Genomic DNA, 20066 nt, shown 5'->3' on the forward strand with positions numbered 1-20066 from the left:
AAATCGCCCTCACTTTTCAGGCGCTCTTCGCGATGTAACGCGCAGTTAACCTTGCAAACGCCTCCGTCCCGCTACCGTGTCTCTTGACCAGCTGTTGACCAATTGTTGGTGCGCATATGACGCGCGGACAGGCAGGGGGGAGGCACATGTTCCGTGGTACGACGGTGCGAACCGTCCTCGCGATGCTCACCGCCGCCCTGCTCGCCCTCCCCCTCTTCGCACCCGCCGCATCCTTCGCACAAGCGCACACCATCCGTCACACAGAGGCCAAGGCCCGCCCCGGCCCCGCACTTGCGGCGGCGGCGCTGCGCGACGAGAGCGCCGGATCCCGGGACTGCGGCCACCCCCGCGGCCCGGCGGACCCCGCCCGTACCCGCGACCGGCACCGCGCGGCGGACTCCTCGCAGACCGCCGAACGCCCGCTCACCGCGCCGGACCCGGCCGCCCCGCAACCCCGCGCGGCCGAAGGCGCTCCCCCGCGCCCACCGAGACCGATACCGGCCCCGTCGCCGGCAGCGCTCCAGGTCTTCCGCTGCTGAGAACAGAGCAGTACCTCCCGCCTCCGCGCACAGCGGAGGCCGTACACCCCCACCTCTGTCCTTGAAGCCCGACGCGCCCCCCACGGCGCGCCAGGAGGAGCCACCACACATGCAACCCCTCATCGACAACGCCCGTTCCTTCGGACAGCGCCCTGAGGAGTTCGCCCCGCTGGCGCTCGGCCAGTCGCCGCAGGTCCTGTTCATCACCTGCTCCGACTCCCGGGTCGTCCCGGCCCTGATCACGGGCGCCCGCCCCGGCCAGCTGTTCGAGCTGCGCACCGCGGGCCACATCGTCCCGCCCCACACCGCGGACCGCCCCACCTCGGAGGCCGCCACCATCGAGTACGCCGTGAGCGTCCTCGGCGTCCAGGACATCGTGGTCTGCGGCCACTCGCACTGCGGCGCCGTCGGCGCGCTGGTGCGCGGCGACGACCTCGACGCCGTCCCCGCCGTACGGGACTGGCTCGCGCATGCCGCCGAGGACCCCAAGGCGGCGGACCGGCAGGACCCGGCCGTGGCCGAGGCCGTGCAGAACCACGTGCTCACGCAGGTGCTGCGGCTGCGCTCCTACCCGTGCGTGGAGCGGCGGCTGACGGAGGGCCGGCTCGCGCTGCACGCCTGGTACTACGAGGTGCACACCGGTGCCGTGCGCGAACACCGCGCGGCCACCGACACGTTCGAGGCGCTGTGAGGTCCCCGATGCGCGCGTTCCCTCATCTGCGCGAGGACTTCCTCGCCTCCGTCGTCGTCTTCCTGGTCGCGGTGCCGCTGTGCGTGGGCGTCGCGGTCGCCTCCGGGGTCCCGGCCGAACTCGGGCTCGTCACCGGCATCGTGGGCGGCCTGGTCACCGGGTTGCTGCCCGGCAGCAGCCTGCAGGTGTCGGGTCCGGCCGCCGGTCTGACCGTGATCGTCTACGAGGCCGTCACCGAGTTCGGGGTGGGCACGCTCGGGGTGATCGTGCTGATCGCCGGGCTGTTCCAGCTCGCCATGGGCTTCCTCGGGATCGGCCGCTGGTTCCGGGCGATATCCGTGTCCGTCGTCGAGGGCATGCTCTGCGGCATCGGCCTGGTGATCATCGCCGGCCAGGTCTACGGGGCCGCCGGGCTCAAGGCACCGCAGAGCGGCCTCGGCAAGATCGCGGGCCTGCCCGGGGCGTTCCTGGACACGCTCGGCAGCACCGAGGCGCTCGCCTCCGTGGCCGTCGGCGCGGGCACCATCGCCGTGATCGTGCTGTGGAAGCGGCTGCCCAAGGCGGTGCGGTCCGTGCCCGGCGCGCTCGCCGCGGTCGTGCTGGCCACCGTCGCCACGCTCGCCCTCGGCCTGCCGGTCGCCACGGTCAAGGTGGAGGGGCTGCTCGGCGTCGTGCGGATACCCGGCGCCGACGCCTTCGGCGAGCTGGCCCAGCCGGCCATCTGGGGCACAATCATCGCCTTCACGCTGATCGCGTCGGCCGAGTCGCTGTTCAGCGCGGCGGCCGTGGACCGGCTGCACGACGGCCCGCGCACGCAGTACGACAAGGAGATGATCGCCCAGGGCGCCGGCAACACGGTGTGCGGGCTGCTCGGTGCGCTGCCCATGACGGCGGTCATCGTGCGCAGCTCCGCCAACGTGCAGGCGGGCGCGAAGACCAAGGCCTCGCGGGTGCTGCACGGCGTGTGGCTGCTGCTGTTCGCCGCCGCGCTGCCCGCCGCCCTGGCGCTGATCCCGATCCCCGCCCTGGCCGGCATCCTCGTCCACGCGGGCTGGAAGCTGATCCCGTTCCGCCAGATCGCGGACCTGTGGCGCGGCCACCGGGGCGAGGCGCTGATCCTCGTGGTCACGGCCGTGTCGATCGTCGCGGTGAACATGTTCGAGGGCGTCCTGATCGGCCTGGCCCTGTCGGTCGTCAAGACCGCCTGGGAGGCCTCCCACCTCAAGCTGGAGATCGTCGACAAGGGCGCCGGGCCCGTCCAGGCGCATCTGTCGGGCAACGCGACGTTCCTGCGGCTGCCGAAGATCCTCGACAGCCTGGAGGCGCTGCCCCAGGACCGGCCGGTGGAGCTGGATCTGTCCGGCCTGCACCACCTGGACCACGCCTGCCGTACGGCGCTGGAGACCTGGGCCGAGCGGCACAGCGCCGTCGGCACCGAACCGGTCCGGGTGACGACGGCGGCGTAACCGCCGACGGGCCCGCCCCCGCCCACCCCGCCGATCAGCCTGCCCGGCCTCCGTCTCCCCGCCATTCCGCGGGCCGGGGGCCGGGCCGGCCGTAACCAGAAGATCCCGGCATACCCTTTCGGAAACATCCGGGCATATCGTTACAGAAGCAGGCGAAATCCGACCTCTCGGTGAGGGGGCCGCCATGGTCCAGGAGCTGGTGGGAGTGATCGCGGCGGCCGGTGTGGCCGGTCTGGTGTATCTGACCGCCGCGGCCCGGGTCGTCAAGCAGTACGAGCGCGGAGTGGTCTTCCGGCTCGGCCGGCTGCGCGGTGGGGTGCGGCCGCCGGGGCTGGCCCTGATCATCCCCGGGGTCGACCGGCTGCGCCGGGTCAACTTGCAGATCGTGACGATGCCCATCCCGGCGCAGGAGGGCATCACCCGGGACAACGTCACCGTGCGGGTGGACGCCGTCGTGTACTTCAAGGTCGTGGACCCGGCCGCGGCGGTCGTCAACGTGGAGGACTACCGGTTCGCCGTCTCCCAGATGGCGCAGACCTCGCTGCGGTCGATCATCGGCAAGAGCGAGCTGGACGACCTGCTCTCCAACCGTGAGAAGCTCAACCAGGGCCTGGAGCTGATGATCGACAGCCCGGCCGTCGGCTGGGGCGTCCAGATCGACCGCGTCGAGATCAAGGACGTCTCGCTGCCCGACGCGATGAAGCGGTCCATGGCCCGGCAGGCCGAGGCCGACCGCGAGCGGCGGGCGCGGATCATCAACGCCGACGCCGAGTTCCAGGCCTCGAAGAAGCTGGCGGAGGCGGCCCAGGCCATGGCCGACACACCGTCCGCGCTGCAACTGCGGCTGCTGCAGACGGTGATGGCGGTGGCGGCGGAGAAGAACTCCACGCTGGTGCTGCCGATCCCGGTCGAGCTGCTGCGCTTCCTGGAGAAGGGCGCCGAGCCACGGACGGACCGTCTCGAGCCGCAGCAGCAGCCGGAGCGGCGTGAGCCGCAGCCGGACCTGGACCCCGGCCGGCAGGACCATGTCCTGGAGACCCGCACCACCGAGCGCGAGGAGCACGTCGCCGAGCGATGACACCGGGCTCCCGATGGCCCGAAGACACCGGTTCCGGACCTCCGACGACAGGCTCCCGGTCGCCGACGACACCGGTAACCGATCGCCGATGGCACCGGTTCCCGGTCGCCGACGACACCGGTTCCCGATCGCCGGTGGCACCGCTTCGGGCACCGATGACAGCCCTTCACGGTCGGTGACACGTGTTCCACGCGTGGTTCCCGGGCACGGCGGCAGATGGTAGACACAGGCGGGTCAGTAGTTCCTGTCCATTCCTGTCCATTCCTGTCCGCCAGCAGGAAGGTTGCTGCCGCATGTCTGCAACTCGTCGTCAGGTCCTGGCCCGGGCGAGCGCCCTCGGAGCGGGCATCGCCTTCACCGGGGCCCTGTCCGAGCTCTTCGCGGGCACCGCCGCCGCGCAGAACCTGGGCCACTCCGGCTACGGCCCGCTCGTCCCCGACCCGCACGGACTGCTCGACCTGCCGGAAGGTTTCCGCTACACCGTCCTCTCCCGCGAGGGCGACCCGCTGCGCTCGGGCGAGGGCCCGGTCCCCTCCCACCACGACGGCATGGCCGCGTTCGCCGGCCGGGGCGGCCGTACCCATCTCGTGCGCAACCACGAGAACCGCGCCACCGCGCGCATCCCCGTGCCCACCGTCGAGGGCATCACCTACGACCCGGCGGGCAAGGGCGGCTGTACGGCCCTCGCCCTGGACTCCCGCAACCGGGTCCTCGCCGAACACGTCGCCATCGCCGGTACGGCCGTGAACTGCGCCGGTGGGCGCACCCCCTGGGGCACCTGGCTGACCTGCGAGGAGACCGAGGACAAGGCCGGCACCAACGGCTACGCCAAGGACCACGGCTTCATCTTCGAGGTCCACCCCACCGACCCGCACCGCACCGGCGCCGTCCCGCTCACCGCGATGGGCCGCTTCCAGCACGAGGCGATCGCGATCGACCCGGGCACCGGCATCGTCTACGAGACGGAGGACGCCTTCCTCAAACCCTTCGGCCTGTTCTACCGCTTCCTGCCGGAGCGACCGCTCGGCGGCGTCGGCTCGCTGCGGGCGGGCGGCCGGCTGCAGGCGATGCGGGTGCCCGGCGTGCCGGACCTGTCCACCATCCAGGAGACCGGGACCAGCTTCGACCACGTGGAATGGGTCGACGTGCCCGACCCGCTGGCCGCGTCCACCCCGACCCGGCTGCAGGACTACGGTCGCGGGGGCATCACGCACGCGCAGAAGCTGGAGGGCTGCTACTGGGGCGGCGCCGGCGTGTACTTCGTGTCGTCCTTCGCCCGCAGCGCGGACGGCTCGGCGGCCGACCACTACGGCCAGATCTGGCGCTACGACCCGCGCCGGCGCCGGCTGACCCTGGTGGTCGTCTTCGGCCCGGACACGGACGTGCAGCTGCCGGGCGAGTCCCCGGACAACATCTGCCTGGCGCCCAGCGGCGGCCTGATGGTGTGCGAGGACGGCAACGGCGCGCAGCACGTCTTCGGCGTCACCCGCAAGGGCGAGGTGTACGCGATGGCCCGCGGCCGCCAGAACATCGGCACCGCCGAGCAGCCCGAGTGGGGCGAGTTCGCCGGGGTCACCTTCTCCCCCGACGGCGACACGATGTACGTCAACTGCTACACCCCGGGCACGACGTTCGCCGTGACGGGGCCCTGGCGCCGGTAGCGCGACCGCCCGCAGCCGTGATCATGCCGGGACGGGGTACCCGCCCCGGCATGACGCGGAAACAGCAGGTCAGCGGCTCGTATTGGCTGCAGACGGAGCCCGGTGGCACCCCCCGTCCCACCCTCACGGAGGACCTAACCGTCGACGTGGCCGTGATCGGCGGCGGGATGGCCGGGCTGAGCACGGCGTGGGAGCTGACCCGGGCCGGGCTCGGCGTGGCCGTCCTGGAGGCCGACCGGATCGCGGCCGGGGTGACCGGGCACACCACCGCCAAGGTCACCGCCCTGCACACCCTGATCTACGACAAACTGCTCCGCACCCGGGGCGACGAGGGAGCAAGGCTGTACGCCCGCTCGCAGTCCGAGGCGCTGGAGCGGGCCGCCGAAATCGTGGCCGAACTGGGCGTCGACTGCGACTGGGAGGAGCGCGACGCCTACACGTACGTGCGCGAAACCGCCCGCGTCGACCAGCTGCGCGCGGAGGCGCGGGCGGCCAAGGAGGCCGGGCTGCCGGCTTCGTTCGTGACGGAGACGGGGCTGCCGTTCCCGGTGGCGGGCGCGGTCCGGGTGAGCGGGCAGGCGCAGTTCCATCCGCGGAAGTACCTCCTCGCGCTCGCCGAGGACCTCCAGGCGCGCGGCGGGCGCATCCACGAGTACACGAGGGTGACCGCGCTGACCGAGGGCGAGCCGTGCCGGCTGACGACCGACGCGGGCGTCACGGTCACCGCGCGGGACGTGGTCGTCGCCACGCACTATCCCGTCTTCGACCGGGCGTTGCTGTTCACCCGGCTCTCACCGCGCCGGGAGCTCGTGGTCGCGGGGACGATCGGCGCCGACCGCGACCCGGGCGGCATGTACATCACGCCCGAGGAGAACACCCGCTCGGTGCGCACGGCGCCGTACGACGACGGGCACCGGCTGCTGGTCGTCACCGGTGAGCACTTCACGCCGGGCACCGCCGACACCGAGGCCCGTTTCGAGCAGCTGTCCGACTGGGCGTCCACGCACTTCCCCGGCGTGTACCTCACGCACCGCTGGGCCACGCAGGACAACGACCCCACGGACACCGTGCCGATGGTCGGCCCCCTGCACGCGGGCGCCCGGCACGCGTACGTGGCGACCGGCTTCGGCGGCTGGGGGATGAGCGGCGGGATCATGGCCGGGCGGCTGCTGTCCGCGCAGATCCGGGGCGAGCGGTGCGCGTGGAGCGAGCTGTACGACCCGCGCCGGCTGGCCACGGCGGTGCGCGAGGCGCCGGCGTTCCTGATGACGCAGGCCAAGGTGGCCCGGCACTTCGTCGGCGACCGGCTGCGCCCGGCGAAGTCCCTGGAGGACGTCGCCCCCGGCGAGGGCGCGGTGGTCCGGGCGGGCGGCGACCGCGTGGCGGTGTACCGCGACGAGGACGGCGAGGTCCACGCCCTGTCGGCCCGCTGCACGCACCTGGGCTGTCTGGTGGACTTCAACGCCGCCGAGCGGTCCTGGGACTGTCCCTGCCATGGCTCCCGGTTCGGGATCGACGGGGAGATCCTGCAGGGGCCGGCGCTGCGGCCGCTGAAGCGGCGGGAGTAGCCCGCCGAGCGCACCGCGGGGCGGCGGGTTCGGTCCAGCGCGCGCGTCGGCGGGCGGGCGATGTCGTGCCCGGGGGTCGGGTGGGCTGTGCCGTGCCCGGGAGCCGGGCGGATGTCGGGCTGGGCGCCGGGGGGGCCGCGCAGTGCCCGGGCGCCGGGCGGGCGAGCTCGTGCCGGCGGGCTCCGGGCGGGCGTCCCGTGCCCGGGAGCCGGGCGGTTGCCGTACCGGCGGGCGCCGTGCGGGCGATGCCGTGCCGGCGGGCGCCGGGCGGGTGATTGTCGCGTCGCGTCGGGGGTGAGCAGCCCGGGATGAGCCGACCGCCGGTCATATCGTCATACCGTGATCATTTCTCTTCGCCGTCTCACCGCGGTGTGCGCCCTCGGCGCCGCCCTCGCCGCCTGCGGGACCGCACGCACCCCCGACCCGAAGACGGCGGCCCCGCACGCCGCCCGGCCGGCGCCGAGCGCGGCGTCACCGTCCGCGCCCCGCTCGGCGTCACCGTCGGCGGCCGCCTCCCGGCCCCCCACGCTCGCGCCGGGCCCGGCCGGCCTCACGCCCGTCTTCAAGAACGGGCCGCGCACCGGGCACGGCAAGGTCGTCGCGCTGACCTTCGACGCCGACATGACCGCCGACCAGGGCCCGCGTGCCGCCGCCGGGGAGCACTTCGACAACCCGGGGCTGATCCAGGCCCTGCGCACGCTGAAGGTCCCGGCGACGGTGTTCATGACGGGCCGGTGGGCGCAGCAGTACCCGGCGCAGGCCCGGGCCATCGACCACGACCCGCTCTTCGAGATCGCCAACCACTCCTACAGCCACTACGCGTTCACCGGCGACTGCTACGGGCTGCCCACGGTCGACCCGGACCGGATGCGCGACGACGTCGAACGCGCCTATGCCGCCTTCCGCGCGGCCGGGGTGAAGGACGCGCGGCCCTACTTCCGCTTCCCCGGCGGCTGCTACGACCGCGACGCGCTCAAGGCGCTCAGCGGCACCGGTGTCACGGCCGTGCAGTGGGACGTGGTGAGCGGCGACGCGTTCGCGACGGACGCGGACGCGGTGGTCCGGCAGGTGCTGGACGGTGTGCGGCCGGGGTCCGTGGTCGTGATGCACTGCACCCGCAGTGCCGCCCCGACCACCGAGCGCGTCGTGCGCGCCGTCGTGCCCGAGCTGCGCAAGCGCGGCTACCGCTTCGTCAGGGTCTCCGAGCTGATCGGCGAGGCGAGCGGCCGGCCCTGAGAGCCGTACGCCCTCGTACGCTGGAGGCATGAGCGACGACGACTCACCCGCGGACTACTGCCTGATCGACGCGGCCCGGCCGCCCAAGGCCGACGGCCCGCCGTACGCGGAGTGCGTGCTGTGCCGCGAGCCGACCGAGTACCCGGAGTCGTACAAGGGCGTCACGCTGTGCCCCGTGTGCGTGGGGGTCCCCCCTGTTCGGAGAACTTGGGGGAGGCAGGAGGCGCAGCGCACCGCCTGCTCGGGCTGACAGGCGACGGGGGCGCGCCCCCTCCCGCCCCCCGCCCGGCACCGCGCGGGCGGGCGCGCCCGGGCGGCTTGGCAGACTGGACGGCGTGAACAGTGAACCCACGCCCGTGCAGGACAGCCCCTTCCGCTCCGAGCCCACCGCCCGCGACCTCGCCCCGCAGTACGTGCTGCCGATGGTCGTCCGGCTGGAGAAGACCGCGCCGCCCGCCCGTACCGACGCGCTGGAGACGGCGGCCCGGGCCGTGCTGGTGATGCTGAGCGACGAGCGCTCGGCCGGGGACGGGGAGTGGGCGCAGGCCATGCGGGACTGGCAGGACGCGCGCATCCGCAAGGTGGTGCGCCGGGCGCGCGGCGCGGAGTGGCGGCGGGCGGAGGCGCTGCCCGGGATCACGGTGACCGGGAAGTCGGCCGAGGTGCGGGTGTTCCCGCCGGTGCCGCTGGACGGCTGGCCGAAGGACCTGGCCAAGTTGCAGGTCTCCGGCACCGAGCTGGACGACCCGGAGCCGCCCGCCGGGCCGGACCTGGCCGCTCCGGTGCTGTGGATGAGCCCCGAGGTGGAGATGTCGGCCGGCAAGGCGATGGCCCAGGCCGGGCACGGCGCCCAGCTGGCCTGGTGGGAGCTGCCGGACGAGGAGCGCGCCGCCTGGCGGGACGCCGGTTTCCCGCTCGCCGTGCGCACCGCCGCACCCGCGCGGTGGCGCGAACTGACCGGCTCCGGGCTTCCGTTGGTGCGGGACGCGGGCTTCACCGAGATCGCGCCCGGCAGTTGCACGGTCGTCGCGGACCACCCGGCGCTGCGCTGACCACCCGCTACGGTGGGGGTGCAACGCACGCGCCCCGAGGGGCCGTTGAGAACCGGGGAGTCGAGATGTCGGTGGACCGACCGCTGATCAACAGCACTGTGCCGCACTCCGCGCGCATCTGGAACTACTGGCTGGGCGGCAAGGACTGCTACGAGATCGACCAGCAGGTCGGCGACCGGATCCGTGAGGTCAACCCGGAGATCGTCGAGATCGCGCGCGCCCAGCGGGCGTTCCTGCGGCGCACGGTGGCCCATCTGGCGGGCGCGGCCGGCATCCGGCAGTTCCTCGATGTCGGCACGGGCCTGCCCACGCTGGACAACACGCACGAGGTGGCCCAGCGCATCGCCCCCGAGGCGCGGATCGTGTACGTCGACCACGACCCGGTGGTGCTCCAGCACGCGCACGCGCTGCTCACCTCCACCCCCGGGGGCGCCACCGACTACGTCGACGCCGACCTGCGCAGCCCCGGCACCATCCTGGAGGCGGCCCGGCGCACCCTGGACTTCGAGCGGCCGGTCGCGCTGATGCTGCTGGGCATCGCCGCGCACGTGCCCGGCGAGCACGCCTACGAGGTGGTCGGCCGGCTCAAGGACGCCCTCCCCGCGGGCAGCCACCTGGTCTTCTGCGACAGCACGGAGATGTTCCACGCGGAGCGGATGCAGGCGATGGTCGAGCACTGGAACGCGGCGAGCGACAACCCGCGCGTCAACCGCACGCCCGAGGAGCTGGCCCGGTTCTTCGACGGGTTCGAGCTGCTGGAGCCCGGCCTGGTCCCGGTCGCCGAGTGGCGCCCCGACCCGGCCTCCACGGACCGCCGGGACGTGGACAGCTTCGGCGGGGTCGGCGTCAAACGCTGAGCGCACGCGCTCGGGCGTCCGACGCTGAGCACACGCGCCCGGCGTCAAGCACCGAGCAGCACACGCACCGAACCTCAAATGTTGCTCTGAACCCCGGCCCCGCGCGGTTCGCCGCGCACCGCCGGGGCCATACCCCCGTCACAGCGACCGCCCACGGTGAGCGACGAGGAGGGGGACCCATGGAGCGACTGGGCACGGGCATCGGCTGGCGACCGGAGATCGCCGAGGCCGTGGAGCGCATGCCGGGCATCGACTGGGTCGAGGTCGTGGCGGAGAACGTCTGCCCCGGCCACCTGCCCGACTCGCTGGCACGGCTGCGCGAGCGCGGTGTGACCGTGGTGCCGCACGGCGTCTCCCTCGGCCTCGGCGGCGCCGACCGGCCCGACCCGCACCGGCTCACCGCGCTCGCCGAGCGGGCCGAGGCGCTCGGCGCGCCGCTGGTCACCGAACACATCGCGTTCGTCCGCGCGGGCGGGGAACTGACCGCCTCGCCCCGGCTGGAGGCCGGCCACCTGCTGCCCGTGCCGCGCACCCGGGACGCCCTCGCCGTGCTGTGCGAGAACATCCGCATCGCCCAGGACGCGCTGCCGGTGCCGCTCGCCGTGGAGAACATCGCCGCGCTGATCTCCTGGCCCGGCGAGGAGCTGACGGAGGGCCAGTTCCTGTACGAGCTGGCCGACCGCACCGGGGTGCGGCTGCTGATCGACGTGGCCAACCTGCACACCAACCACGTCAACCGCGGCGAGGACCCGGCCAAGGCGCTGGCCGACCTGCCGGTGGAGGCGTTGGCGTATGTCCATGTCGCGGGCGGCGTCGAGCGGGACGGCGTCTGGCACGACAGCCACGCGCACCCGGTGCCGCGCCCGGTTCTCGACATCCTCACCGACCTGGCCTCCCGCACCAGCCCGCCCGGCGTCCTGCTGGAACGGGACGACAACTTCCCCGAACCGTCCGAACTGGAGCGGGAGCTCGCCTCGATCCGGGACGCGGTGGAGCGGGGCCGCGCGGCGGCGTCCGCGGTGTCCGGAACCCCGGAGGCCACTGCGCCCGCTCCGGCGACCTCCCCTGCCCCGGCTCCCGTTCCCGACGCCACCCGCGCCCGCCTGGCCCTCGCGCAGACCGCGCTGCTGTCGGCGCTGGTCGCCGGGACGCCGGTGCCGGAGGGGTTCGACCGGGCGCGGCTGACCGTCCAGGCGCGGGCGCTGGCCGCGAAGCGCGCGGACGTCGTCGCCAAGGTCGCCCCGGAACTGCCGGACATCCTCGGCGACGCCTACCGCCCGGCCTTCCTCGCCTACGCCCAGCACCACCCGATGCCCGGCGGCTACCGCCGGGACGCGCTGGACTTCGCGGGGTCGCTGCTGCGCACCGGCGCGGTGGCGGACGTCCGGGCGCGGCGCGCGCTGCGCGTCTGGTGGCTCGACCGGTCCGGCCCCCGGCCGCGCGCCCACCGCCCCACCGTCCGGCTGGCCCGCGCCACCCGGCGGGTGCTGCTGCGCCGCTGAGCGATCCGCTGTCCCTCCCCGCCCGGCCGGTACGACCATCCTCTTTTCGGGGCGCAGTACTATGCCTCTCCCCGCACCCGACCGTCCCCGGTGTGCGGTGCCACCAGCAGGAGAGCACCATGCGACCGCGACCCCCCGTCCAGGGCCGAGGCCTTCTCAGTGGCACCGGCCTGATCATCGCCGGCCTCGCCGCCACGCTCCTGGCGCTGATCGTCCCGCTCCTCTCCTACGCCGACCGCCCCGCCGGCGCCGGCGCCGCGGCCGACACGCTGAGCACGGGTCCGGGTACGGGCGCCGGCGCCGGGTCGGTCTCCGCCGCGGCCTCCGATCCGGGGGCGCAGGACATGGTCACGCCGTACGGCACGCTGTCCGCGCTGGACCGGGACTTCGTCTTCAAGGTGCGGCTGGCGGGCCTGTGGGAGCTGCCCGCCGGGCGGCTCGCCCAGCAGAGGGGCACCACCGACGCCGTACGGACCGCGGGCCGGCATCTGATCGAGGGGCACACCTTCCTGGACGAGCGGGTGCGCGGTGTCGCCGCCCGGCTCGGCCTGCCCCTGCCGGACAAGCCGAACGAGCAGCAGCAGGCGTGGCTGCGGGAGCTGGAGGCGGCGCGGGGCGTCGACTTCGACCGGAGGTTCGCCAACATCCTGCGGCTCGCGCACGGCAAGGTGCTCACCCTGGTCGCGCAGGTCCGCGCCGGGACGCGCAACGCGCTCGTGCGCGACCTCGCCGACGACGCCGACACCACCGTGCTGGACCACATCCGGGTCCTGGAAGCCACCGGGTACGTCGACTTCGACTCCCTGGCCCGGGACCTGGCGGCCTCCGCCTCACCACCGGTCCGGTGACCCACGCGGCTCCGGCGGCTCCGGCAAGCGGACCATCACCCGCCCCTCACCGTCGTGTCCGGATGGTGAACAACCCATGGCGCAGGGGCGCGGCCCTGGCATAGAAACGCGGCATGGTCTGGGTCCTGTTCCTGCTGCTCGCCTGGGGGATCGCCGCGGTGGCCTGCACCCGGCTGTGCCTGGCCGCCGTCCGCGCGGCCGCCGCCGAACGGCAGGAGAGCGCCGCGCGCGACCTGACGCTCTACGAGGTCGCGTTCCTCGCCGGCGGCCCCGCCCGGGTCGCCGATCTGACCCTGGTGTCGATGGCCCGTCAGCGCCGGCTGCTGCTCGCGCACACCGGCTGGGCGACGGTCGTCGACCCGTCCGGCCGGGACGAGATGGAGCAGTCGGTGATAGGGGCCATCGGGCCCGAGGGCCAGTCGAGGATCGCGCCGGTGCGGACCGCCGCGGCCACCGCCGACGCGGTGCGCCGGCTGGCCGACCGGCTCGTGCGGGCCGGCCTCGCCCTGCCCGAGGCAGGGACGACGGTAGCGTCCGCGGTGCGCCAGGTGCGCTCGGCGGCGCTGGCCGTGACCGGTCTGGGCGCGGCCGCGCTGCTCACCCCCGGGCCGACGGGCGTGCCGCGCACGCTGGTCGCGATGTGGTTCGCGCTGCCGCTCGTCCTTTCCCTGAGCTGTCTGGCGCTCGCCCGGATCGAGGCGCACCCCTACTCCCGCTGGGCCTCCCCCGCCGGGCAGCGGTTGCTGAGCGCGCTGATCCGGCAGGCCGACGACGCCGGGGCGGACCGGCGGTACCTGATCTCCGTCGCCGTACGCGGCATACGGGCCGTCGGGGAACCCGAGCTGCGGGCCGCCTTCGCCCACCGCGACCGGACCGGCTGAGTCACTTCGGGGGCGCACAGGGCGCATTGACGCCGACACAGCCGGACGGTGCTTGCCTTCGCCGCCCGGCGGACGAACATCCCTTGTGTTGCAGACGCGCACGAAAGGGATACGCCATGAGAGCCGCCGCCCTCTGCTCGGCCGCCGGGTCGCTGCTGCTGACCGCCCTGGCCGCCGCCCCGGCCGGCGGCACGCCGGGCGTACCCCCCCTCGCCTCCCCCTCGGCCGCCGCGGCCCGGGCCGACGACACGCGCGGTGCCGTCGCCGCCCGCGCGGAACGGGCCGCCGAGAAGCACGGGGTGGCGGTCGCCGCCGCACGCGCCGCTGCGGCCGGGATCGACTTCGGTGACTGCTCCGACGCGCCCGACATGCCGGGCGCCCTGCAGTGCGGCACCGTGACGGTCCCGCTCGACTACGCCCACCCCGAGGGGCTGCAGATCAAACTGGCCGTCAGCCGGATCCCGGCCACGCACCGCGACCCGTACAACAGCAAGCGGCGCGTGCCCCGCCAGGGCGCCCTGGTCTACAACCCCGGCGGTCCCGGCGGCGACGGGCTGCCCTTCCCGCTGGCCGGGTTCCTGCCGCAGTGGAAGCGCCTGGCCGCCGCCTACGACCTGGTGGGCTACTCCCCGCGCGGAGTGGGCCGTTCCGCGCCGCTGTCCTGCCAGGACCCCGGACACTTCCTCAAGGGACCGGCCGATTCCCCGACCTACCCCACCGCCGCGTACAAGCAGGACCGGATCGCGCAGGCCAAGGCGTACGCGCGCGGCTGCGCCGAGCGGGCGGGCAACGCGCTGCGGCACTACACCTCGCTCAACAACGCCCGCGACCTGGACGTCATCCGGGCCGCGCTCGGCGAGGACCGGATCACGTTCATGGGCGCCTCGTACGGCACGTACTTCGGCGCGCTGTACGCGACGCTGTTCCCCACGCACGTACGGCGGATGGTGTTCGACTCGGCGGTCAACCCGGACCCGGAGAAGATCTGGTACCGCGCCAACCTGGACCAGTCGGCCGCGTTCGAGGGCCGCTGGGCGGACCTGCGGGACTGGATCGCCCGGCACCACGCGGTCTACGGGCTCGGCGACACCCCGCAGAAGGTGCTCGCGAGTTACGAGCGGGCCCGCGCCCGGCTCGCCGCGCGGCCGGCCGGCGGCAAGGTCGGCCCGGCGCAGTTGCAGAACGCGTTCCTGCAGGCGGGCTACGACGACGCCTACTGGCCGCAGCGGGCGCACGCGCTGTCGGCGTATCTGAAGGGCGACGCCAAGCCGCTGATCGAGCAGGCGGCGCCGGTGACGGAGGCGGCGGCCGAGGCGGAGAACGCCAAGGCGGTCTACACGGCCGTGGAGTGCAACGACGCGCCCTGGCCGACGGACTTCCGGGTCTGGGACCGGGACAACACCCGGCTGGCGCGGGTCGCGCCGTTCGAGACCTGGGACAACGTGTGGGCGAATCTGCCCTGCGCGTACTGGACCGCGCCCCGTCAGCGGGTGCTGGACGTGCGGACCGGGCCCGGTGAGCTGCCGCCCGTGCTGATCCTGGCCGCCGAGCGGGATGCCGCGGCGCCCTACGAGGGGGCGCTGGAGCTGCAGCGGCGGTTGTCGGGGGCCGTGCTGGTGACCGAGCGGGACGCCGGTACGCACGGGGTGGCCGGCGGGTCGAACCGGTGCGTCAACGGGTATCTGGACGCCTACCTGCTGCAGGGACGCCTTCCGGGGCGGCAGGCGTCGTGCGCGGGACGGGCGGAGCCGAAGCCCACGGTCGCCCGTTGACGCCGGACGCGGGCCGTCCGCGGCGGGTCGCGCTCACGCGTGCGGCCGCATGCCGGACACGGCCCCGCGCCCCTCGGGAGGGTGCGGGGCCGTGTCCGGCGACGTGGGGCAGCCTTACGCCAGCCCGGCGATCAGGTCGCCGATGTCCTTGCGGCGGCCCGTGAAGAACGGAACCTCCTCGCGGACGTGCATGCGGGCCTCCGAGGCGCGCAGGTGGCGCATGAGGTCGACGATGCGGTACAGCTCGTCGGCCTCGAAGGCGAGGATCCACTCGTAGTCGCCCAGCGAGAACGAGGCGACCGTGTTGGCGCGCACGTCCGGGTAGCCGCGGGCCATCTTGCCGTGGTCGGCGAGCATGCGGCGGCGGTCCTCGTCGGGCAGCAGGTACCAGTCGTAGGAGCGCACGAACGGGTAGACGCTCACATAGTTGCGGGGCGTCTCGTCGGCGAGGAACGCCGGGATGTGCGAGCGGTTGAACTCGGCGGGGCGGTGCAGCGCCATGTTCGACCACACCGGCGTGAGCGCGCGGCCCAGCCTGGTGCGGCGGAAGAGGTTGTACGCCTCCTGGAGCTGGTCGCTGGTCTCGGCGTGCCACCAGATCATGAGGTCGGCGTCGGCCCGCAGGCCGGACACGTCGTAGGTGCCGCGGATGGTCACGTCCTTGGCGGCGAGCTGGTCGAACAGCTCCTGGACCTCTTCGGCGTAGCCGCCGCGGTCCTCGGGGAGCACGTCCTTCAGCTGGAAGACCGACCACAGCGTGTAGCGGATGACCTCGTTGAGGTCCTTGGCCAGCTTGCCCTTGTTCGGGATCCGGTCAGGGCCGGTGGTGGAGGCGTCGTCACTCATGCCCCTATTCTCCCGCTCCGCCGTGCAGGCTCTGCACCGGGTGGGCGGTGAGCTCCTGCACAGCGCTCAGGTCGCCGCCGAGCTGGTCGACGGCGGCGTACGCGCTCGCGATGCACGCGGGGATGCCGACGCCGTCGTACGGGGCGCCGCACACGGCGAGGCCGGGCAGCCGGGAGACGTGCTCGCGGATGCGGGCCACGCGCGCGTGGTGGCCGACCGGGTACTGCGGCAGGCCGTCGTCCCAGCGGGTGACGCGGGTCTCCAGCGGCGTGGCGTCCAGGCCGGTGGCCTCCTTGAGGTCCCGGCGTGAGACCTCGACCAGCTCGGCGTCGTCGCGCCGGAGGATCTCCGTCTCGCCGTGCCGGCCGACCGAGGTGCGCAGCACGACCACGCCGGGGTCCTCCTCGGCGATCCAGCCCCACTTGTTCGAGGCGAACGTGGACGCCTTGATCGTCCGGCCGTCGACGGGCGGGACGAGGAAGCCGCTGCCCTCGGGCAGCCGGGCCTCGGCGCGGCGGTAGGCGAGGGTGACCAGGGCCATCGAGGCGTACTCGACGGTGCGCAGCTCGGCGGCGGCCTGCGGGGACTCGGCGGCCAGCAGGCGGGCGGCGACGGGAGCGGGGACGGCGACGACCACGGCGTCGGCGCGCAGCTCCCGCCCGCCGGCCATGACGCGCCAACCGCCGGGCTCGCGCCGCAGCGCGTCGGCGGGGGCGCCGGTGACGATCTCGCCGCCGCGCGCCCGCACCGCGTCGGCGACCGCGAGCGGCAGGGTGCCGATTCCGCCCCGGATGCCCATGAAGACCGGGCCGGCCTGCCCGCCGGCCGCGGCCTGGGCCTGGAGGGCGCGCACGCCCTCGGTCAGCGAGGCGTGGCTCCGTGCGGCCTGGAACAGCTGGGGGACGGCCGAGCGCATCGAGATGCGGTAGGCGTCGCCCGCGTACACCCCGCCGAGGAGGGGTTCGACGAGGCGGTCGACGACCTCGCGGCCGACGCGCGCCGCCACGTACTCCCCCACCGCGACGTCGTCGCCGACCTCGGTGCGCGGCAGCTCGGCGTCCCGCTCGATGCGGGCGAGGCCCTCCTCGGACAGGACGCCCGCGAGCGCGGAGGCGGTGCCGGGGACACCCATGACGTGACCCTTGGGCATGGGGCGCAGCGCGCCGCGGGTCCACAGGGAGGCCGTCGCGGTGGACGGGGGCTGGAGGCGGTCGCCGAGGCCGGCCTCGCGGGCCAGGCCGACGGCCTCGGGGCGGCGGGCGAGCATCGACTCGGCGCCGAGGTCGACGCGCACACCGGCGATCTCGCCGGGCAGCAGCTTGCCGCCGACCCGCTCGGAGGCCTCCAGCACGGTCACGCGCGCGCCGCGGTCCAGCAGCCGGTGGGCCGCGGCCAGCCCGGCGATCCCGGCCCCGATGACGACGACGTGCTGCGTGCTCGTACCCGTTGCGCTCATGACCCCACTCTCTCAAACGGCGCGGACAGCGCCGGTGTCCGGCCCGAGTCCCGACCGTGACCGCATCGGAACCGCCCCGGGCCGAACGGCGCGTGGTGCTGCGGCGTCGGAGGAGCGTTCGCTGTCCGACGACCCCGGGGGGTTCGACCCTGATGCGCGCATCTCACTCCGTACGACGGCCCGGTCCCGTCCTGACCGGCCTGCTGCTGGCCGCCGCGCTCGCCCTGACCGGGTGCGGCGCCGCCGGTGACGGGGGCGACGCGAAGAGCGCCTCCGACAGCCGGGCGGCCGCCGGTCCCGCCGACGCGGCCGCGGGTCCGGCGGAGGCCGCCGACGACCGGGCCGGCAGCGGCACGGGCGCGGGCGGGGCCGGCGCGGGCGGGGGGAACGGCAAGGCCGCCGCGGCGTCCGCGCCCGCGCCCACCGCCGAGCGGATCATCCGCACGGCCTCCCTGACCGTGCGCGTCAAGGACGTGGCGAAGGCGCTGGACGGGGCGCGGGCCGCCGCCGAGAGCGCGGGCGGCTACGTCGGTGACGAGACGACCACCCGGGACGAGGACGGTGGCGAGCAGACGCGGCTGGTGCTGCGCGTGCCCGTCGCCCGGTACGAGGCGGTGCTCACCGAGTTGCAGGGCGCGGGCCGGCTGCTGGAGCGCGCGTCCAAGGCGCAGGACGTCACCGACCAGGTCGTCGACGTGGAGAGCCGGATCCGTTCGCAGCGGGCCAGCGTGGCCCGGGTGCGGGAGCTCATGGACCGGGCGGCGAAGCTGAGCGACGTGGTGGAGCTGGAGGGCGAGCTGAGCCGCCGGCAGGCCGACCTGGAGGCGCTGCTGGCCCGGCAGGCGTCCCTCAAGGACCGCACCGGCCTGGCCACGATCACCTTGTCCCTGCACGGGACGCCCGTGCCGGAGGCGGCCGAGGACGACACGCCGGGCTTCGTGGACGCGCTGACCGGCGGCTGGCACGCCTTCGTCACGATGCTGCGCTGGATCGCCGTGGCGCTGGGCGCGACGCTGCCGTTCCTCGCGGCGGCGGCGCTGCTCCTGCTGACCTGGCTGCGGCTGGTGCGGGCCCGGCCGAGGAGCCGCGGCGAGGACTGAAATGCCGTGTGCGTCCGGCCTGTTCGTGCGTCTAGCGTGGTCGCATGACCATGACTGCTGGGGCACGGGGTGCGCGGGAACGGCTGGTGGTGATCGGCGGCGACGCCGCGGGGATGTCCGCGGCGTCGCAGGCCCGCCGGCTCAGGGGGCCGGACGAGCTGGAGATCGTGGCGTTCGAACGCGGCCACTTCACCTCCTACTCGGCGTGCGGCATCCCCTACTGGGTCGGCGGTGACGTGGCCGAGCGGGACGAGCTGATCGCCCGCACGCCCGAGGAGCACCGGGAACGCGGCATCGAGCTGCGCCTGCGCACCGAGGTCGTGGAGATCGACGTGGCCGGGCAGCGGGTACGCGCGCGTGACGTGGACAGCGGGGCCGAGTCGTGGACGTCGTACGACAAACTCGTGATCGCGACCGGGGCGCGGCCGATCCGGCCGGAGATGCCGGGCGTGGACGCGCCGGGGGTGCACGGCGTGCAGACCCTCGACGACGGGCAGTCCCTGCTCGACACGCTGGCACGCACGCGTGGGCGGCGCGCGGTCGTGGTCGGCGCCGGGTACATCGGCGTCGAGATGGCCGAGGCGCTGATCAACCGCGGCTACGAGGTGACGGTCGTCAACCGGGGCAGCGAGCCGATGTCGACGCTCGACCCCGACATGGGCCGCCTGGTGCACGAGGCGATGGTGGGACTCGGCATCACCATGGTCGACGACGCGGAGGTCACCAAGATCCTCACCGGGGACGACGGCCGGGTGCGCGCGGTGGTCACGGAGGACGCGGAGTTCCCTGCGGACGTGGTCGTGCTCGGCATCGGCGTACGGCCCGAGACGTCCCTGGCCCGGGCGGCGGGCCTGCCGCTGGGCCGGCACGGCGGCCTGCTCACCGACCTGTCGATGCGGGTGCGCGGCCACGAGAACATCTGGGCGGGCGGCGACTGCGTCGAGGTCCTCGACCTGGTCTCCGGACAGGAGCGGCACATCGCCCTGGGCACGCACGCCAACAAGCACGGGCAGGTCATCGGCACCAACGTGGGCGGCGGTTACGCCACGTTCCCGGGCGTGGTCGGCACGGCGGTGAGCAAGGTGTGCGACCTGGAGATCGCGCGGACCGGGCTGCGGGAGAAGGACGCCCGGCGGGTGGGCCTGCAGTTCGAGGCGGTGACGATCGAGTCGACGAGCCGCGCGGGCTACTACCCGGGCGCCTCGCCCATGACCGTGAAGATGCTCGCCGAACGCCGCACGGGCCGGCTGCTCGGCGTGCAGATCGTCGGCCGTGAGGGTGCCGCCAAACGGGTGGACATCGCGGCGGTGGCCCTCACGGCCGGGATGACGGTGGAGCAGATGACCGCCCTCGACCTCGGCTACGCACCGCCGTTCAGCCCGGTCTGGGACCCGGTCCTGGTCGCGGCCCGCAAGGCGGCCCGGGCGGTGGGCCGACGGTCCTGAACGGGCGCCAGCGGCCGGGGTTCGGGCAGCCGGGTGGCGGGCTGCCAGGGCGCGGACGGCCGGGTTCG

Annotated in this window: 17 protein-coding genes and 1 pseudogene; 16 read left to right on the forward strand and 2 right to left on the reverse strand. The window is 74.4% G+C overall.

Features of this window, described 5'->3' with window-relative positions; translation table 11 throughout:
- Positions 1–146 precede the first annotated feature (146 nt).
- From ACF1AL_RS16290 to ACF1AL_RS16355, 14 genes and pseudogenes are all read left to right on the forward strand, one after another.
- Complete coding sequence (locus tag ACF1AL_RS16290; protein ID WP_391826243.1) at positions 147–539, forward strand: hypothetical protein; 393 nt, start codon at positions 147–149, stop codon at positions 537–539.
- Between the two features lie 109 nt (positions 540–648).
- Positions 649–1230: a carbonic anhydrase gene (locus ACF1AL_RS16295; RefSeq protein ID WP_391826245.1), complete on the forward strand. Its 582-nt coding sequence runs from the start codon at positions 649–651 to the stop codon at positions 1228–1230.
- An 8-nt stretch (positions 1231–1238) separates the two neighbouring features.
- On the forward strand, positions 1239–2696 hold the full coding sequence (locus tag ACF1AL_RS16300) for a SulP family inorganic anion transporter (protein WP_391826247.1): 1458 nt from the start codon (positions 1239–1241) through the stop codon (positions 2694–2696).
- Positions 2697–2880: 184 nt separating this feature from the next.
- Positions 2881–3774, forward strand: coding sequence for a slipin family protein (locus ACF1AL_RS16305; protein WP_391826249.1), 894 nt, complete (start codon positions 2881–2883; stop codon positions 3772–3774).
- 293 nt (positions 3775–4067) lie between these two features.
- Positions 4068–5435 carry a PhoX family protein gene (locus ACF1AL_RS16310; RefSeq protein ID WP_391826251.1) on the forward strand — a complete coding sequence of 456 codons (1368 nt, stop codon included), beginning with the start codon at positions 4068–4070 and terminating at the stop codon, positions 5433–5435.
- A gap of 50 nt (positions 5436–5485) precedes the next feature.
- Complete coding sequence (locus ACF1AL_RS16315) at positions 5486–7003, forward strand: FAD-dependent oxidoreductase (protein WP_391826253.1); 1518 nt, start codon at positions 5486–5488, stop codon at positions 7001–7003.
- Between the two features lie 339 nt (positions 7004–7342).
- On the forward strand, positions 7343–8239 hold the full coding sequence (locus ACF1AL_RS16320) for a polysaccharide deacetylase family protein (RefSeq protein ID WP_391826255.1): 897 nt from the start codon (positions 7343–7345) through the stop codon (positions 8237–8239).
- Between the two features lie 28 nt (positions 8240–8267).
- Positions 8268–8489 carry a hypothetical protein gene (locus ACF1AL_RS16325; protein ID WP_391657913.1) on the forward strand — a complete coding sequence of 74 codons (222 nt, stop codon included), beginning with the start codon at positions 8268–8270 and terminating at the stop codon, positions 8487–8489.
- 76 nt (positions 8490–8565) lie between these two features.
- Entirely contained in the window at positions 8566–9291 is a 726-nt protein-coding gene (locus tag ACF1AL_RS16330) for a peptidyl-tRNA hydrolase (protein ID WP_391826402.1), read from the forward strand.
- A 65-nt stretch (positions 9292–9356) separates the two neighbouring features.
- Positions 9357–10148 carry an SAM-dependent methyltransferase gene (locus tag ACF1AL_RS16335; protein ID WP_391826257.1) on the forward strand — a complete coding sequence of 264 codons (792 nt, stop codon included), beginning with the start codon at positions 9357–9359 and terminating at the stop codon, positions 10146–10148.
- Positions 10149–10327: 179 nt separating this feature from the next.
- Positions 10328–11650, forward strand: a complete 1323-nt coding sequence (locus tag ACF1AL_RS16340; protein WP_391826259.1) for a DUF692 domain-containing protein — start codon at positions 10328–10330, stop codon at positions 11648–11650.
- Between the two features lie 119 nt (positions 11651–11769).
- Positions 11770–12602 (forward strand): annotated as a pseudogene (locus tag ACF1AL_RS16345) (DUF4142 domain-containing protein).
- A 9-nt stretch (positions 12603–12611) separates the two neighbouring features.
- Positions 12612–13379 (forward strand): TIGR04222 domain-containing membrane protein, encoded by a 768-nt coding sequence (locus tag ACF1AL_RS16350; RefSeq protein WP_391779594.1) that lies wholly within the window; start codon positions 12612–12614, stop codon positions 13377–13379.
- A 116-nt stretch (positions 13380–13495) separates the two neighbouring features.
- The gene (locus ACF1AL_RS16355) at positions 13496–15151 is read left to right on the forward strand and encodes an alpha/beta hydrolase (protein WP_391826261.1); all 1656 of its coding nucleotides are present in this window, start codon (positions 13496–13498) and stop codon (positions 15149–15151) included.
- Between the two features lie 114 nt (positions 15152–15265).
- Here ACF1AL_RS16355 and hemQ read toward each other — a convergent pair whose 3' ends face one another.
- Positions 15266–15997, reverse strand: a complete 732-nt coding sequence (hemQ, locus tag ACF1AL_RS16360) for a hydrogen peroxide-dependent heme synthase (protein WP_391657908.1) — start codon at positions 15995–15997, stop codon at positions 15266–15268.
- 4 nt (positions 15998–16001) lie between these two features.
- On the reverse strand, positions 16002–17453 hold the full coding sequence (hemG, locus tag ACF1AL_RS16365; protein ID WP_391826263.1) for a protoporphyrinogen oxidase: 1452 nt from the start codon (positions 17451–17453) through the stop codon (positions 16002–16004).
- Between the two features lie 152 nt (positions 17454–17605).
- Here hemG and ACF1AL_RS16370 point away from each other — a divergent pair, with 152 nt between their 5' ends.
- Together ACF1AL_RS16370 and ACF1AL_RS16375 are read left to right on the forward strand one after the other, a co-directional pair.
- Entirely contained in the window at positions 17606–18553 is a 948-nt protein-coding gene (locus tag ACF1AL_RS16370) for a DUF4349 domain-containing protein (RefSeq protein WP_391703543.1), read from the forward strand.
- Positions 18554–18597: 44 nt separating this feature from the next.
- Positions 18598–19998 carry an FAD-dependent oxidoreductase gene (locus ACF1AL_RS16375; protein ID WP_391703540.1) on the forward strand — a complete coding sequence of 467 codons (1401 nt, stop codon included), beginning with the start codon at positions 18598–18600 and terminating at the stop codon, positions 19996–19998.
- The last annotated feature ends 68 nt before the right edge of the window (positions 19999–20066 follow it).

The organism is Streptomyces sp. NPDC014801 (assembly GCF_043082085.1).
Taxonomy (GTDB): Bacteria; Actinomycetota; Actinomycetes; order Streptomycetales; family Streptomycetaceae; genus Streptomyces.